Source organism: Cupriavidus sp. CPT47-8839-RL05A, from assembly GCF_058792255.1.
The window spans coordinates 1-14,849 of sequence record NZ_JBYTEG010000007.1 but is presented as its reverse complement, the minus strand read 5'-3'; the positions used below and the strand labels follow the sequence as shown (position 1 = coordinate 14,849).

Genomic DNA, 14,849 nt, shown 5'->3' with positions numbered 1-14,849 from the left:
GTTGCTCCTGGTTAATGGACCGCAAGCGCGTCCGCATGGTTGAGCTCGGATGCCACCCGCGCATTCCAGAGCGCGCGCCGCTGGGCGCGCTCATCGGCGCTGATCGCAGGTTCGAATACCGCGTCCGGGGTCGTGGTGGCCCGGGCCTGCTGCATGGAATCCCAAAGCAGGCCGGACGAGCCGGCAAGGTAAGCGATGCCGCGCAGGCTGGCGCGGTCGGTCTCCTTCATGCGGTGGATGGAAATTCCGCTGAGATCCGCCTGCATCTGCAGCAGCGCATCGCTGCCGGACAAGCCGCCGCCGACCACCAGTTCCGACACTGGCACGCCCGCGATCTCCCGGTTGGCCTCGATGCAGGAAGTCACCGAGTGGGCAATGCCTTCGAGGATGGCAAAGGCCATCTCGGCCTGCGTCGTTGCCATCGAGATACCGGTCAATGCTGCGCGCGCTTCAGGCTGCATGCGTGGGACTCGCAGGCCGGTCAGCGCGGGAATAAAGGTCACGCTTCGTGACGATGCAACAGTGCTGGCCAGCGCACTGATTTGCCTGGCATTCTCGAACCAGCCGAGCTTGTCGCAGACCCAGTTGAGCGCGGAGCCGGTGGTGGCGACAAAGGTTTCGACGGAGAAATGCGACACGCCCAGCTGCCGGCGTGCGGTCATGGTCAGGGTGCTGTCCGACTTGCCGCTGCGTGCGGGAAGGTTCGGACCGACTACCAGGTCGACGAAGCTGCCGGTGCCATGCAGGCACATCGCCTGGCCGGCATCGAGGCATCCTAGGCCGATTGCGCCGGCGAGCTGGTCCCCGGCACAAGCGAGGATCGGCACGTCAATCCCCAGCACGTCCGGCCGCGTGCGGCCGAAGTCGTCCGCATCCTGGCGCAGCTCAGGCAGCAGCTCGCGCGGAAAGCCAAGCGCGTCGATCCAGTCGAGCTGGTAGCGATGCCCGGTCAGCACGTAGGCGTTGCATGAGGTGGCATTGGTCGGCGTGGTGATGCACGCGCGTGCCGTCGACAGGTGCCAGAGCAGCCAGCTGTCGATGGTGCCGAAGGCGAGCCGGCGCGCACGGAAGGCGTCAGCCACAGCCGGCGTGTCACGCAGGTGCCGCGCCGCCCACAGGTAAGGCGAGCGCACACCGGTGGGGCGGCCGACTGCTTCGCGCAGAGTCGCGTCCCATGCCGGCGCAAGCTGGTCGAGATCGGCTGCGTATCGCGTGTCCTGCCACACCATGGCGGGTACCAGCGCACGTCCGGTCTGCGTGTCCCACAGTACCGCGGTGGCGCGCTGGGTCGCGATGGCGAGGGCGGTGACGGTCAGGTCTTCGTGAGCGGCCTGCGCCAGGGTGGCGCGGCAAACCGCCAGGGTCTTGTCGAGCAGGACGTCGGCGTCCTGTTCGACCACGCCGGGGCAGGGGGAACGGACCTCAAGCGTGGTGTACTCGAGGCACATGACATGACCGTCGGCGGCCACCACCGCTGCCCGCGTGCCTGAGGTGCCCTCATCGATTGCAAGGATGACATTTCTGCGCTGGGTCATGGGCGGGCCTTTTCAATCGCGGGATTCATGAAGCCCGGAGCGTCCGGCACATCGCCCTTGAACTGCGGGGCATCGGCTTCATTGTCGGGGTTGATGGTGGTGCGGGTCGGGTCCCAGCGGATCGCGAAGCAGATGATGCTGGCCAGCAGCGGGACCACGGACAGGATCAGGAAGGTGGTCTCCAGCCCATACTGTGCGCGGAACAGCGGGAACACCAGCAGGCCCAGTGCAGCGCCGATGGCACCGAGTGCGCCGATGATGCCGTTGGCGCCCGCGCGCAGTTCACTGCGGAAAGACAGTGACGACAGGCTCTTGCCATTTGCGCCGGGTCCGCCCGAGTGGAACAGAATGAACAGCGACGGAACGACCACTGCCATCCACATCGGCATCTTGCGGTTGAACAGGCCCAGGATCAGCAGCATGGCGAATACCGCAGCAAAGCCGAACGCCGAGGCGCGGCGCAGGCCCAGCTTGCGGCCTATCAAGGGCGAGAGGAACCCGCCAAAGATGCCGCAGACGTTGAAGACCAGCGCGCCGATCGTCGCGTACACAAAGTCCTTGCCGAACAGGGCCGCACTGATCAGCGGCAGGTACCAGCCGATCGCGAAGTACTGGATCGACTGCCCGATCTGCACAGTTGCCGCCAGCACGGTGCGCGGCAGGTAGACGCCGCGGAAGATCAGCAGCACGTTGGCCAGGCCGCGGCGCGCCTGGTTGAGGACGGGGATGCGTTCCGCGGGCGGTGCGGCAACGAACTCACGTCCGTAGATGCGCGTCATGGCATGTGCGGCGGCATCGAGCAATTCCTTGCGCGCCAGCCAGATCGGGCTTTCCACCAGGAACAGGCCCTGCAGCAGCAGGATGATCACGCCGAAGACCGCGGTGGCTGCCACCGAGTAGCGCCAGATCGTGTCGCCAACGTCCCAGGAGTAGAACAGCAGTGCCAGCAACAGGTTAGAGCAGACGGCCGTGTACCACATGCCTTGCCACGTGTTCAGCCGACTCTTGAGTTTCACCGGCGTGAACTCCGCCAGCACCGCCATGGCGATGGCAAAGTCGATGCCGTAGGCCGCGCCGACAAAGAAGCGACCGGCCAGGATCACCTCGAAGCCGGGGGCAAACACCACCAGCAATGCGCCGGCCACAGCCAGGACCTTGGCGAGGATCAGCGGGCGGACGCGGCCCCAGCGGTCGGCCATCCAGCCGCCGATAGGGTTGAAGGCAATGGCCACCCATGAAGCAAACGAGGTCAACAGGGCGACTTTTGCCGGCGCGAGTTGAAGGTTGCGCGTCATCGGCCCGAGGCCGGCGCTCAGTGCAGAATTGGAAAATGCATCAAGGAATAGCCCGCCGAGTGCGAGCCACCAGATGACACCGGCCCTGCCGCGAATGCCTGGGCAGGAATCTATGTAGGCAATGACATCATCGATGCCACGAATCTTGATGGCAGAGTGTTGCACGGCGGTCTCCTCTTATTTGTTCTGTAAGAGGCCGCAGCAACTGCAAGGCGCGAAGAGACCATCTTACAGATGGTCTCTTATCTAGATCTGCGTGGCCAATGTATGGCTTCGCAGGCACAGCGTCAACCGGGAAAACCCTTGTCCTGGGCATTAGCGTGCAGCGGTATTCCCCACGGCACGGCGCGGACTGGCATCCGGCGGGGCCAGTTGACCCTCATGCCGCCGCCCCAGCCACCAGCCCAGCCCCGCCCACACCAGCGCCAGCACGGCGCCAGCCAGCGCCACCGTGGCGGGATGGCCCGACAGCGCATCGATCGCCGTCTTGACCCACGCACTGACCGCATCGCCCGCACGGTAGACGGCGGTGTCGATCACGTTCTTGGCCTTGTACTTGGTCTCGGGATCGACCACGGTGAACAGCATCTCGCGCCCGGGGCGCAGCAGTGCGTATTCGCCCACGCGCCGCAGGATCATCACGCCGGCCAGCACGCCGAAGGTCGGCAGCATCGCCAGTACGAGAAAGCCGCAGGTCACCGCCAGCGGCACCGCGGTCAGCAGCACGGTGACGCCATAGCGGCGCGCCATGCGGCCGGTGAAGAAGAGCTGGACCAGGATGGTCAGCGCCTGCACGGCAGCATCCAGCGCGCTGAAGACCTGGGTCTGGCGGGTGCGCTCCGGGAAGGCCTCGGCCACCAGCCGCGCCTGCTCGAAATACAGGAAGGTGCTGGCCGTGGCCAGCAGGATCACGAACAGGCCGATGCCAAGCAGGTAGCGCGAGCGCAGCAGCAGCGACAGCCCGGCCAGCAGCCCGCCGCCGATGGGGTTGGCCGGATCCTGCGCCGCGCCGGCCGGGGCTTCGCCCGGCTGCACCACGCCCGCGCCGGCGCGGCGGCGCCAGCCGAACAGCCAGCCCACGCCGGGCAGCGTTGCGGCCAGCAGCGCGGCCGACAGCAGCATCAGTCCGGTCAGGCCGATCCGCGGCACCAGCCAGCCGCCCAGCACGGGGCCGGCCAGCCCACCCGCGCTGGCGCCGGCGGCCAGCAGTGCGAACAGACGGCGCGCCTGCTCGGGGCGGAACACATCCGCCATCAGGCTCCATGCCACGGACACCACGAACAGGTTGAACACCGACAGCCACACGTAGAACACGCGCGCCAGCCAGACGTTGTCAGGCAGGGCGCGAGTGGCCAGCGCAAAGCCAAGCAGGTTGGCGATAAAGAAGGCGTACACCCAGGGCACGAAGCGGCGCCGCGGCAGCCACGCGCAGACCGCGCCGTACAGCGGGATCGCGGCCAGCATCACGACAAAGGTGGCGGTGAACAGCCACTGCAGGTTCTTCACGCCGCCGGCAATGCCCATGGTCTCGCGCACCGGCCGCAGCATGAAATAGCTGGCGAACAGGCAGAAGAAAAACAGGAAGCCGGCCACCACGGCGCCGCCCTCGCCGGGGCGGATGCCGAAACCGCGCCGCAGCCGGGCCAGGCCGCCGGCAGGCGGGTCGCGCGCGGGATCGTCCACGATCGGTACGGCTCAGCGCAGCAGCGCGGCGATGCGCTCGCGCTGGCCGGGATCGGGCATGCGGCCCAGTCCGGCGCCGAGGTTGTCGGCCATGTTGGGCGGCTTGGAGGTGGCCGGGATCGCCGCGGTCACGGCGGGATGGCTGACGATGAACTTCAGGAACAGCTGGGCCCACGAGCCGCAGTCGATATCGCCGGCCCACGGCGGCAGCGGGCGGTCCTTGACGGCGCGAAAGAGGCGTCCGTCCTGGAATGGCCGGTTGATCAGCACCGCCACGCCGCGTGCTTCACACAGCGGCAGCAGCGTGCGCTCGGCATTGCGCTCGGCCACTGAATAGTTGATCTGGACAAAGTCCACGCGCTCGCTGCGCACGATCTTCTCCAGCGCCTCGTGCGCGTCCTCGCGGTAATGGGTGATGCCCAGGTAGCGGATGCGGCCCTGTTCCTTCAGCTCGCGCAGCCAGCGCAGGTTGGCCTGCCAGTCGATCAGGTTGTGTATCTGCAGCAGGTCGACCTTGTCTACATGCAGGTCGGCCAGCGAGCGCGCCCATTGCGCCTGCGCGGGCGCGCCGGATTTGGCCGAGATCTTGGTGGCCAGGAACACCCGGCTGCGGGCGTTGGCCGCGCGCAGCAGGTCGCCGGTCACGGCCTCGGCGCTGCCGTAGCTGGGCGCGGTATCGACGACCGAGCCTTCGCTCTGCAGCAGCAGGCCCATCACCTCCGCCAGCGGCTTGCGTTCGTCGGCGCCGGTGCCGACGTTGAAGGTGTCGGCGGTGCCCATGCCGATCACGGGCAGGGCTTCGGTGGTGCCCGGGATATTGCGGCGCAAGGGGGCGGCGACGGTGGCGGCATGAGCCGGCAGCACAGGGCCGAGGCCGGTAGCGGCCAGGCCTGCTGCAAGGCTGAGGAAGGAGCGGCGGTCGATCGACATGGGATGGTTCCCGGCAAGTGACTTACTGGTTGACCTTAGGCTGCGGGCGGACCCTTGTAAACCGTTGCGTTGATCAGTTGCGCGACAAACTGATGCTCAACCCGGCGCTGTTGATGCTGGACGAACCGATGGAAGGCTCGGCGCCGATCATCATGCAGGAACTGCGGCGGGTGATCCGGCAACTGATCGGCCAGTCGGACATGGCGGCGATCGTGGTGGAACGGAATGCGCGGCTGGCACTGGCGATGACGCAGCGGGCGATGGTGCTGGACCGGGGAAGGGTGGTGCATGCGTCGGACAGCGCTGTGTTGCTGGCAGACAAGGCGCGGCTGGATGCGCTGATGAGTGTGGTCGGGGTATGACGTGGCCAAAAAAACGTCGCGAACCTGGTGCAGGTTAACCTGCCGGTCGCTTTCAGCAGCCAGTGCCTCGTTGCTGAATAGAGTCGCGGCGCTTCACGTGACCTAGTGAAGCTTGGGTCGATGCGCCACACCAAAACGCACTGACAAGTCGTTGAGACGTTGGTCCAGTGTCCATAGCCGTGCGCCTGGCGTGATCAAAGTGGAAGCCAGCAATGAGACATCCACCAGGCCGCAACCGAGTCCATGCAATTTTTCGTGCTCGATGAACGCCATTACCTCTGACAAGCTCGCTTGCCTTGCGGGCTGCAACAGCCCGATGTCACCGAGTGTCCGCGCACGCGGTGCCGGGGGCGTCCCGCAGGCTAGTTCAACCAGGACCATGGGGTGGGTCAGTGCTTGATCCGACACGAGCAGACTGACCAGTGCGTCATTGCGGTTCTTGAAATGATCCACCCACACAGAGGTGTCGACGAGCACGCTCATTTCGATTCGGGTTCGATGCGGCTACGTGGCACATCTTCCATGTCGGGAGCGGTGCCACCCAGCGCCGCGAGGCGCTTGGCTGCTTGCACCCGCACGAAAGTCTTGATTGCCTCACGAAAAAGATCAGATTTGTCCATGCCAGGGTCGGCTATCTCTAGTGCTTGTTCATAAAGGGCGTCGTCGATAGTGACGGTCGTGCGCATAGCATGCTCCTCGCCTCAGATTTGATGTTATGGTGCATCAAAAAAAGCATCTAGGCAAGGTTGCCTGCAGGATGGTGTGACGGTGACTGCCCCGTCACACCAACGAGCCGCTACAGCATCCGCTCCCGTTCGGCCAGCAGTCCATCAAGCTGCGCCTTCACCATGCCAAGCAGGCAAAGCGCGCTGAAGCAGCCCTCCGAGCGTTCGCTTTCGTGATCCAGAAGTACGAGAACGCCGTTAATACCAGCGCGAACCTGCTGCAGGCATTCGTTAGTCATTTCATCGATCGTCGTCATTGATTCCTCACTAGTGAGTGCGCGCCACTCCTTTCCACGTGAGGGCGGCGGGCCAGTCAACGAGGGTGGAAAGACCGGTCTGACGAGGTGGAACCGGCCAGCCTTGCGGCTGCCTCGCTTGGCCCGCCATGGAACCATGCGAGCACACAGGCGTTGCATGCTGCAAGCGCAACGCCTGTCCTCGTCAGACATCCGGGCTTTCCACACCCGATCATCGGTGATCCGATGACGCCACCAGTATTTGCTGTCGGTGCAGGGGAATCGATGAGAGATGTCGCATTTCCAGGGGCGGGCGAAGTTTGAATCCATGCAGCGGATCCAGAAATCGCCGACTCTTGAAAATGCGCGTGCGGCTTTCGTAGACCGCGCCCATGCCGTCGAAGGCAGCCACGGCCGGCCATGAAGTTGGGATGGTGGCGCAGGCAAGCCAATCCCGGTTGATACCGGGGCCTGCCGGGGCCGCCCGGCGCGCCCCCGGGGCGGGGGCGCGGGAGGTAACGCTCAGATCAGCGTGGCCAGGCCCAGCGTCAGCAGCAGCGCCACCACGGAGATGATGGTCTCGCAGACCGACCAGGTCTGGAAAGTCTGGGTCACGGTCATGTTGAAGTACTCCTTGACCAGCCAGAAGCCGCCGTCGTTCACGTGCGACAGGATCAGCGAGCCGGCGCCGGTGGTCAGCACCAGCAGTTCCGGGCGGGTGCCCGGCACGCTGGCGGCGATCGGCGCGACGATGCCCGCGGCGGTGGTCATGGCCACCGTGGCCGAGCCCGTGGCGATGCGGATCATCACCGCCACCAGCCAGCCCAGCACCAGCACCGACACGTTGGCGCCGGTGGCGACGTCGACGATGGCGTTGGAGATGCCCGAGTCGCGCAGGATGCGGCCAAAGCCACCGCCGGCACCGACGACGAGCGTGATGATGGCGGTGGGCGCCACGCACTCGTTGGTGAACTTGAGGATGGTCTCGCGGTTGAAGCCGCGCGCCTTGCCGAAGGTGTAGAAGCTCACCAGCGCGGCGATCAGCAGCGCCATCACCGAGTTGCCGATCAGCTTCAGGAAGTCGTTGGCAAAGGTCTTGGGCGTGGTGAACAGGTCGGCCCAGCTGCCGATCAGCATCAGGATCACGGGCAGCAGGATGGTGAACACCGTGATGCCGAAGCCCGGCAACTCGTGCGATGCCTTGACGCGCTCATCCTCTTCGGTGAACTGGTCCGCCAGCGGGTTGATCTCGGGCAGCTTGACGTAGCGGTCCATCAGCTTGGCGAACAGCGGGCCGGCGAGGGCTGCGGTGGGAATGCCAACGATCAGCGCGTACATGATGGTCTTGCCGATGTCGGCGCCATAGGCGGTCACCGCCAGCAGTGCGGCCGGGTGCGGCGGAATCAGGCCGTGCACCACGGACAGGCCGGCCACCATCGGGATGCCGACCAGCACCATCGACGTGCCGGTGCGCTTGGCCACGTTGAAGGCGATCGGCACCAGCAGCACGAAGCCCACTTCAAAGAACACCGGCAGGCCGACGATAAAGGCGATGGTGGCCATCGCCCAATGCACGTTCTTCGCGCCGAAGAAATCGATCAGTGTGTTCGCGATGCGCTCCGCGCCGCCGGACTCGGCCATCATCTTGCCGAGCATGGTGCCAAGGCCGACCACCAGCGCGATATGGCCCAGCGTGCCGCCGACACCGGCTTCAAAGGACTTGACGATGTCGCCCATCGGCATGCCAACGGCAAAGCCGAGCAGCACCGAAACGACCACGAGGGTAATGAAGGGGTTGAGCTTGAAGCGCGCGATCAGCACCACCAGTGCGATCACTGCGATCAGCGCATACACCAAGAGCGTGGTTCCGGTGACGGCACCCATATTGTCTCCTTGTGTGGAAAAAAGGCCGCTTGTGGCGGCAGGGGTTAGTTTTTAGTTTTTCCCCTCTTCCGCGGTTGGGAGAGGGGAGTACACAATCCGCAGGCAGCAGGCTCAGGCTGCCGGCTTCTTGTAGGCGATGCAGTCCACTTCGACCTTGCAGTCCACCACCATGCTCGACTGCACGCAGGCGCGCGCGGGCGGGTTGGCGCCGAAGTATTCCTTGAAGATCTTGTTGAACGAGGCGAAGTCGCGCGTGTCGTCCAGCCAGACGCCGCAACGCACGACGTGCTCGGGGCCGTAGCCGGCCTCGGCCAGGATGGCCAGCACGTTCTTGATGGCCTGGTGGGTCTGGGGCACGATGCCGCCGTCGATGACCTCGCCGTTGACCATCGGCACCTGGCCGGAGACGTAGAGCCAGCCATCGGCCGCGACCGCGCGGGCAAAGGGCATGTGCTGGCCGCCGGTACCGGTGCCGCCTTCGACGCCGAATCGTTTGATGTCCATGGGTACTCCTGGGATGTGTTGGATATGGGAAGGAAGGAGGGCAGCGCGCCGGTCAGGCGGCGCCGAACTCAGGCCGCGAGCCTCGCGGCAGGAACCGGCCGGCGCGCACGCCGGTGGTCTGGCGCTGCTGCCATGACAGCTCGCCGTTGACCCAGACCGCGGCAATGCCCTCGGCCGGTTGCATTGGATCGGTAAAGCTGGCCGCATCGCGGATGGTGGTGGCGTCGAACAGCACCAGGTCGGCCCAGTAGCCTTCGCGCACGAAGCCGCGCTCCTGCAGGCCGAAGCGCTCGGCGGACATGCCGGTCATCTTGTTGACGGCCACCGTCAGCGGGAACAGCTCGCGGTCGCGGGCGTAGTGGCCCAGCACGCGCGGGAAGGCGCCCCACAGGCGTGGATGCGGCAGCGGGTCGTTGGGCAGCCCGTCCGAGCCGACCACCGTGGCCGGATGGCTCAGGATGCGGTCGACGTCGGCGTCTTCCATGCAGTGGTAGACCGCGCCCGCGGGCATCAGCCGGCGCGCGGCTTCGTGCAGGTCGACCTGCCATTCGGCGGCGATATCGGCCAGCAGGCGGCCGCTCATTTCGGGCGCGCCTTCGGACCAGGTCACCATGATGTCGAAGTCGCTGGTGACCTGCTTCAGGTCCAGCGTGGAGGAGCTGGCGGTGTAGGGGTAACAATCGCAGCCCACCGGCTGCCAGCGCTGCGCGCCGTCGAGTGCGTCCAGCACCTCGGTGCTGCGGCCCCAGTTGGCCACGCCCGCGCATTTCAGGTGCGAGATCACCACCGGCACGCGCGCATGGCGGCCGATGCGGAAGGCCTCGTCCATGGCGTCGAGGATCTCGGCGAACTCGCTGCGCAGGTGGGTGGCGTAGAGCGCGCCGGCCTTGGCCAGCGGTTCGGCCAGCGCCAGCACCTCATCGGTCGGCGCGCTGAAGGCATTGGCGTAGGCCAGGCCCGTGGACAGGCCCAGCGCGCCGTGCTGCAGCGCTTCTTCCAGCTGTGCGCGCATTGCCGCGATTTCTTTCGGCGTGGCAGCGCGGTCGAAGCGGTCCATATGGTTGCTGCGCAGCGCGGTATGGCCGACCAGCGCGGCAACGTTGACCGCGGGCTGCGCGGCTTCCACCGCATCGACGTAGCTTTTGAAATCCGGGTAGCGGAAGGCGTCGGCATGGCCGAGCAGGTTCATCGGGTCGGGCGGCTCGCCCGCCAGCGTCACCGGCGCGGCGCTGATGCCGCAGTTGCCGACCACCACCGTGGTCACGCCCTGCGACAGCTTGGGCGTCATCTCGGGCTGGCGCACCACGTTGGTGTCGTCGTGCGTATGCACGTCGATAAAGCCCGGTGCAAGGACCAGGCCGTCGCCTTCGACTACATGCGAGGCGGCGTCGGGATCGATCGCGCCGGCTTCATCGATGCGGGCGATGCGGCCGTCGCGCAGGGCCACGTCGGCCAGGCGCGCGGCGGCGCCGGAGCCGTCGATCAGGGTGACGCAGCGGATCAGGGTATCGAACAGGTGTGGCATGGTCAGTCTCCCAGCGGCTGGCGGCTGTCGGGGCCCCTGGCGGGGCCGCTTTCACCGCGGTGGGTGTCCAGCACGTACTTGAGCCGGCGCAGGCGCTCCTTGCTCTGGTCCGGCTGCAACAGCGCGCATTGCGTCGCCAGCACGTCCAGCACCATCAGCATGGCGTAGCGCGATGCCGACGGCTTGAAAATGAAATCCGTCTCCAGCGTGCGCACCGGCAGCAGCACGTCGGCGCGCGCGGCCAGCGGCGAGCCCAGCGCGGTCACGGCCACCAGGCGGGCACCGTACTCGCGCGCGATATCGCAGCTGGCCAGCATCTCCGGCACGCGGCCGCTGGCCGAGAAGGCCAGCACCACGTCGTCGCGGCCCAGCGTGGCCGCCACCATCTTCTGCAGCAGGGCGTCCTGGTAGCTCGCCACCGGCTGGCCCAGTCGCGCCAGGCGATGGCGCGCCTCGTCGGCCATGAACGACGAGCCGCCGCCCATGCCAAAAGCGTAGACCATGCGTGCGCCAAGCAACAGGCGCGCGGCCTGTTCGATGCGCTGCGCATCCATCATGCCGCGGTTGACTTCGAGCGCGGTGAGGATGTCGGCGTGGATGCTGTCAGCGAGCGTGGCCGGGGTGGCTTCACCGGCGGGAACGCTGCCGGGCTGCAGGAAGCGCGCACCCACCGCGGTGGCCTGAGCCAGGCGCAACTTCAGGTCGCGCACGTCGCGGCAGCCGATGGCCTTGGCAAAGCGCGTCACGCTGGCCTCGCTGACGCCGGCCTTGCGCGCCAGCTCATTGATGCTGGCGGCGGCCGCGCCGGCCAGGTCTTCCAGCACCACCTGCGCCACCTTCTGCTCGGCCAGGCGCAGCGCGGGGCCGCGCTCGGCGATGCGGGTCAGGATGTCGAAGGGCGCGGTCATGGGCGGCAGGTCTGGTCGGAAGACGGGTCGGATCGAAATGTGACGAAAGCTGCAGTACTTGCGGGCAGGGGCTATAACAGTGATTGGCGCACGTGGCGGATGCCAGTCGCGTGGTCCCGGCTAGCCCTTCCGGGGATCTGCGTGTTACTTTATAACAAGGATGAAATATCTTATTTTCAGGGCTATCATTACGTCAATCAGATTTTTTCAGGGTGATGACAAGCATGCATGAAATAAAGTATCAGGCCGGCGTGATCGATCCGCTCAACAAGGCGCTGGGCCGGATGGAAGCCCCGATCGCCCCGGATGCGGCCGGCCAGACCGGCTGGAACCTGTTGCAGGAAGAGTTGAGCCTGCCGGCCGCGGTGCTCTATGAAGACCGGCTTGCGCACAACCTGGAATGGATGCGCCGCTTCATGAACGAGTACGGCGTGCAGCTTGCGCCGCATGGCAAGACCACCATGGCGCCCAAGCTGTTTGCGCGCCAGCTCGGCGCCGGCGCGTGGGGCATCACGCTGGCCACCGCGCACCAGACCGCGGCCGCGCATGCGCACGGCGTCAAGCGCGTGCTGATGGCCAACCAGCTGGTGGGCCGGCGCAATATGGAAATCATCGCTGACCTGCTGCGCGATCCGGATTTCGAATTCTTCGCGCTGGTGGACTCGGCCGCGCTGGTCGACCAGCTCGGCAAGTTCTTCCAGGAGCGCGGGCAGAAGCTGCAGGTGCTGCTGGAACTGGGCGTGGAAGGCGGGCGCACCGGCGTACGCGACGATGCGCAGCAGCAGGCCGTGCTGGACGCGCTGGCGCGCTGGCCGCAGGCGCTGTCGCTGGCCGGCGTCGAGATCTATGAAGGCGTGCTCAAGGAAGAAGCCGATATCCGCAAGTTCCTGCAACGCACGGTGGCGGTGACGCGGCAGCTGGCACAGGAAGGCCGCTTCGGCCGCAGCCCGGTGGTGATGTCGGGCGCGGGCTCGGCCTGGTACGACGTGGTGGCCGAGGAATTCGCGCGCACCGAGATCGGCGCGCCGATCGACATCGTGCTGCGCCCGGGCTGCTACCTGACGCATGACGTAGGCATCTACCGCGCCGCGCAGCAGCGCATCCTGGCCAGCAACCCGGTCGCGCAGAAGATGCGCGAGGGCCTGCTGCCGGCGCTGCAGCTGTGGGCCTATGTGCAGTCGATCCCCGAACCGGACCGCGTCATCATCGGCATGGGCAAGCGCGATGCGGCCTTCGACGCCGGCATGCCAATCCCGGCGCGGCTGTACCGGCCCGGCACCGAGGCGCCGGTGGACGTGCCCGCGCACTGGGAGGTCACCGGCATGATGGACCAGCACGCCTACCTGCAGGTCAAGCCGGGCGACGACGTTCAGGTCGGCGACATGATCGCTTTCGATATCTCGCACCCGTGCCTGACTTTCGACAAGTGGCGCCATATCCCGGTGCTGGACCGCGACATGCGCGTGATCGACATCGTGCAAACCTTCTTCTGAGGCAGACGGCCCCATGAGCATCGACATCCTGGCCTACGGCGAACCGCTGGTGGAGTTCAACCAGCAGCCCGACGATCCGTCGCGCTACCTGCAAGGCTTTGGCGGCGACACTTCCAACTTCTGCATTGCCGCTGCGCGCCAGGGCGCCAGCACCGGCTATATCTGCGCGGTCGGCGCCGACACCTTCGGCGAGCGCCTGCGCGCGCTGTGGACGCAGGAGCGGGTCGATACCCGCCATGTGCGCGTCGACCCGAGCGCGCCTACCGGGGTCTATTTTGTCTCGCACGACAACCACGGCCACCGCTTCGACTACCTGCGCGAAGGCTCTGCCGCCAGCCGCTACCAGCATGAGCATCTGCCGCTGGGCGCGATCGCCGCGGCGCGCTACCTGCACCTGTCGGGCATCAGCCTGGCCATCAGCACCAGCGCCTGCGATGCCGGGCTGGACGCGATGGAGCATGCGCGCAAGGCCGGCACCAAGGTCACGCTGGACACCAACCTGCGGCTGCGACTGTGGTCGCTGGCGCGCGCGCGCGGCATCATGCGCGAGGCCCTCATGCTGACCGACGTGTGCCTGCCCAGCTGGGATGACATCACCGTGCTGACCGGGCTGGACGACCGCGACGCCATCGTCGACTACCTGCTGGGCTGCGGCATCGGCCTGGTCGCGCTGAAGCTGGGCGAAGAGGGCTCCTATGTGGCCACGCCAGAGTCGCGCGCGCTGGTGCCGCCTTATCCGGTCGAGCCGGTCGATGCCACCGGCGCGGGCGACTGCTTCGGCGGCAGCTTTGTTGCGCGCCTGGCCGCGGGTGCCGATCCGTTCGAGGCGGCGCGCTATGCCAACGTGGCGGCGGCGCTGTCTACCACCGGTTACGGCGCGGTGGCGCCGATCCCCGACGCCCAGACCGTGCTGGGCCGGCTGGCGCAGTCGGTGTCGGTGATCGCATGATCCCGTTGGCCTGAACTCCTGCTTCCCTGAAACCCTGCTTCTGCACTTCCTATTCCGAGACAGCCATGCAAAACCAGACTTCCCCGCTGCTTCAACGCCTTGCCGACGTGCCGGTGATCCCGGTGCTGGAATTCCACTCGGTCGACGAGGCCCTGCACGTCAGCGAGGCACTGGTCACCGGCGGCTTGCCGCTGCTTGAGATCACGCTGCGTACGCCGGTGGCACTGGAAGCGATCAAGGCGGTGGCGGCAGCCTTGCCGCAGGCCTGCGTCGGTGCCGGCACGGTGCTGAACGTCGAGCAGCTGCACGCCGTGCGCGATGCGGGCGCACAGTTTGCCGTCTCGCCCGGCCTGACCCCGGCGCTGGCCGAGGGCGCGCACGGCGCCGGCATCTCGCTGCTGCCGGGCGTGGCCACTGCCAGTGAGGCGATGGCGGCGCTGGAAGCCGGCTTCACCTTCCTCAAGTTCTTCCCGGCGCAGGCAGCGGGCGGCGTGCCGATGCTGAAGTCGCTGGGCGGCCCGCTGCCGCAGCTGCGCTTCTGCCCGACCGGCGGCATCGACGCCGCGCTGGCGCCGACCTACCTGGCGCTGCCGAACGTGGTGTGCGTGGGCGGTTCGTGGGTGGTGCCCAAGGACGCGGTCGCCAGCGGCGACTGGGGCCGCATCCGCACGCTGGCCGAGCAGGCCAGGGCATTGCGCAACAAGCGCTGAGCAGCGGCAGCGCAAAGAGAAACGGCACGCCATTGAACTGCACCCCAAAAGTTGGACGTTGATCCAATCTTTGGGGTGTTTTTCATGACGAAGTACGACGAGGCATTCAA

General features: G+C 66.7%; 14 protein-coding genes and 1 pseudogene. 4 read left to right on the top strand and 11 right to left on the bottom strand.

Annotated elements, in window-relative coordinates; all coding sequences use genetic code 11:
• Positions 1-11: 11 nt before the first annotated feature.
• The 4 genes from AC3WVS_RS09875 to AC3WVS_RS09860 all read right to left on the bottom strand — a co-directional run bounded on the left by AC3WVS_RS09875 (position 12) and on the right by AC3WVS_RS09860 (position 5,443).
• A complete protein-coding gene (locus AC3WVS_RS09875; protein WP_492318467.1) occupies positions 12-1,535 on the bottom strand; it encodes an FGGY family carbohydrate kinase in 1,524 nt (507 codons plus the stop codon).
• Positions 1,532-2,995 (bottom strand): MFS transporter, encoded by a 1,464-nt coding sequence (locus AC3WVS_RS09870; protein WP_492318466.1) that lies wholly within the window; start codon positions 2,993-2,995, stop codon positions 1,532-1,534. Before AC3WVS_RS09870 ends, AC3WVS_RS09875 begins: the two co-directional genes overlap by 4 nt.
• Positions 2,996-3,145: 150 nt before the next feature.
• Entirely contained in the window at positions 3,146-4,513 is a 1,368-nt protein-coding gene (locus AC3WVS_RS09865; protein WP_492318465.1) for an NTP/NDP exchange transporter, read from the bottom strand.
• A gap of 12 nt (positions 4,514-4,525) precedes the next feature.
• Complete coding sequence (locus AC3WVS_RS09860; RefSeq protein WP_492318464.1) at positions 4,526-5,443, bottom strand: aldo/keto reductase; 918 nt, start codon at positions 5,441-5,443, stop codon at positions 4,526-4,528.
• An 89-nt stretch (positions 5,444-5,532) separates the two neighbouring features.
• Between AC3WVS_RS09860 and AC3WVS_RS09855 the strand changes: the two are divergent.
• Positions 5,533-5,805: pseudogene (locus AC3WVS_RS09855) on the top strand (ABC transporter ATP-binding protein); the annotation flags it as partial.
• Between the two features lie 102 nt (positions 5,806-5,907).
• On the opposite strand, the gene AC3WVS_RS09850 reads toward AC3WVS_RS09855, so the two are convergent.
• The 7 genes from AC3WVS_RS09850 to AC3WVS_RS09820 form a co-directional block, all read right to left on the bottom strand.
• On the bottom strand, positions 5,908-6,288 hold the full coding sequence (locus AC3WVS_RS09850) for a type II toxin-antitoxin system VapC family toxin (RefSeq protein WP_492318463.1): 381 nt from the start codon (positions 6,286-6,288) through the stop codon (positions 5,908-5,910).
• Positions 6,285-6,491 carry a type II toxin-antitoxin system VapB family antitoxin gene (locus tag AC3WVS_RS09845; RefSeq protein ID WP_492318462.1) on the bottom strand — a complete coding sequence of 69 codons (207 nt, stop codon included), beginning with the start codon at positions 6,489-6,491 and terminating at the stop codon, positions 6,285-6,287. The genes AC3WVS_RS09850 and AC3WVS_RS09845 overlap by 4 nt, the downstream gene beginning before the upstream one ends.
• 110 nt (positions 6,492-6,601) lie before the next feature.
• The gene (locus tag AC3WVS_RS09840; RefSeq protein WP_492318461.1) at positions 6,602-6,787 is read right to left on the bottom strand and encodes a hypothetical protein; all 186 of its coding nucleotides are present in this window, start codon (positions 6,785-6,787) and stop codon (positions 6,602-6,604) included.
• Positions 6,788-7,288: 501 nt separating this feature from the next.
• Positions 7,289-8,650, bottom strand: coding sequence for a GntP family permease (locus AC3WVS_RS09835; RefSeq protein WP_492318460.1), 1,362 nt, complete (start codon positions 8,648-8,650; stop codon positions 7,289-7,291).
• Positions 8,651-8,761: 111 nt separating this feature from the next.
• On the bottom strand, positions 8,762-9,154 hold the full coding sequence (locus AC3WVS_RS09830; protein ID WP_012355941.1) for a RidA family protein: 393 nt from the start codon (positions 9,152-9,154) through the stop codon (positions 8,762-8,764).
• A gap of 52 nt (positions 9,155-9,206) precedes the next feature.
• A complete protein-coding gene (locus AC3WVS_RS09825) occupies positions 9,207-10,679 on the bottom strand; it encodes an N-acyl-D-amino-acid deacylase family protein (protein WP_492318459.1) in 1,473 nt (490 codons plus the stop codon).
• 2 nt (positions 10,680-10,681) lie between these two features.
• Positions 10,682-11,587: a MurR/RpiR family transcriptional regulator gene (locus AC3WVS_RS09820; protein WP_492318458.1), complete on the bottom strand. Its 906-nt coding sequence runs from the start codon at positions 11,585-11,587 to the stop codon at positions 10,682-10,684.
• 224 nt (positions 11,588-11,811) lie between these two features.
• Here AC3WVS_RS09820 and AC3WVS_RS09815 point away from each other — a divergent pair, with 224 nt between their 5' ends.
• The 3 genes from AC3WVS_RS09815 to AC3WVS_RS09805 all read left to right on the top strand — a co-directional run bounded on the left by AC3WVS_RS09815 (position 11,812) and on the right by AC3WVS_RS09805 (position 14,739).
• Positions 11,812-13,080 carry an amino acid deaminase gene (locus AC3WVS_RS09815; RefSeq protein ID WP_492318457.1) on the top strand — a complete coding sequence of 423 codons (1,269 nt, stop codon included), beginning with the start codon at positions 11,812-11,814 and terminating at the stop codon, positions 13,078-13,080.
• A gap of 13 nt (positions 13,081-13,093) precedes the next feature.
• Complete coding sequence (locus AC3WVS_RS09810) at positions 13,094-14,029, top strand: sugar kinase (protein ID WP_492318456.1); 936 nt, start codon at positions 13,094-13,096, stop codon at positions 14,027-14,029.
• A gap of 65 nt (positions 14,030-14,094) precedes the next feature.
• Entirely contained in the window at positions 14,095-14,739 is a 645-nt protein-coding gene (locus tag AC3WVS_RS09805; protein WP_492318455.1) for a bifunctional 4-hydroxy-2-oxoglutarate aldolase/2-dehydro-3-deoxy-phosphogluconate aldolase, read from the top strand.
• The last annotated feature ends 110 nt before the right edge of the window (positions 14,740-14,849 follow it).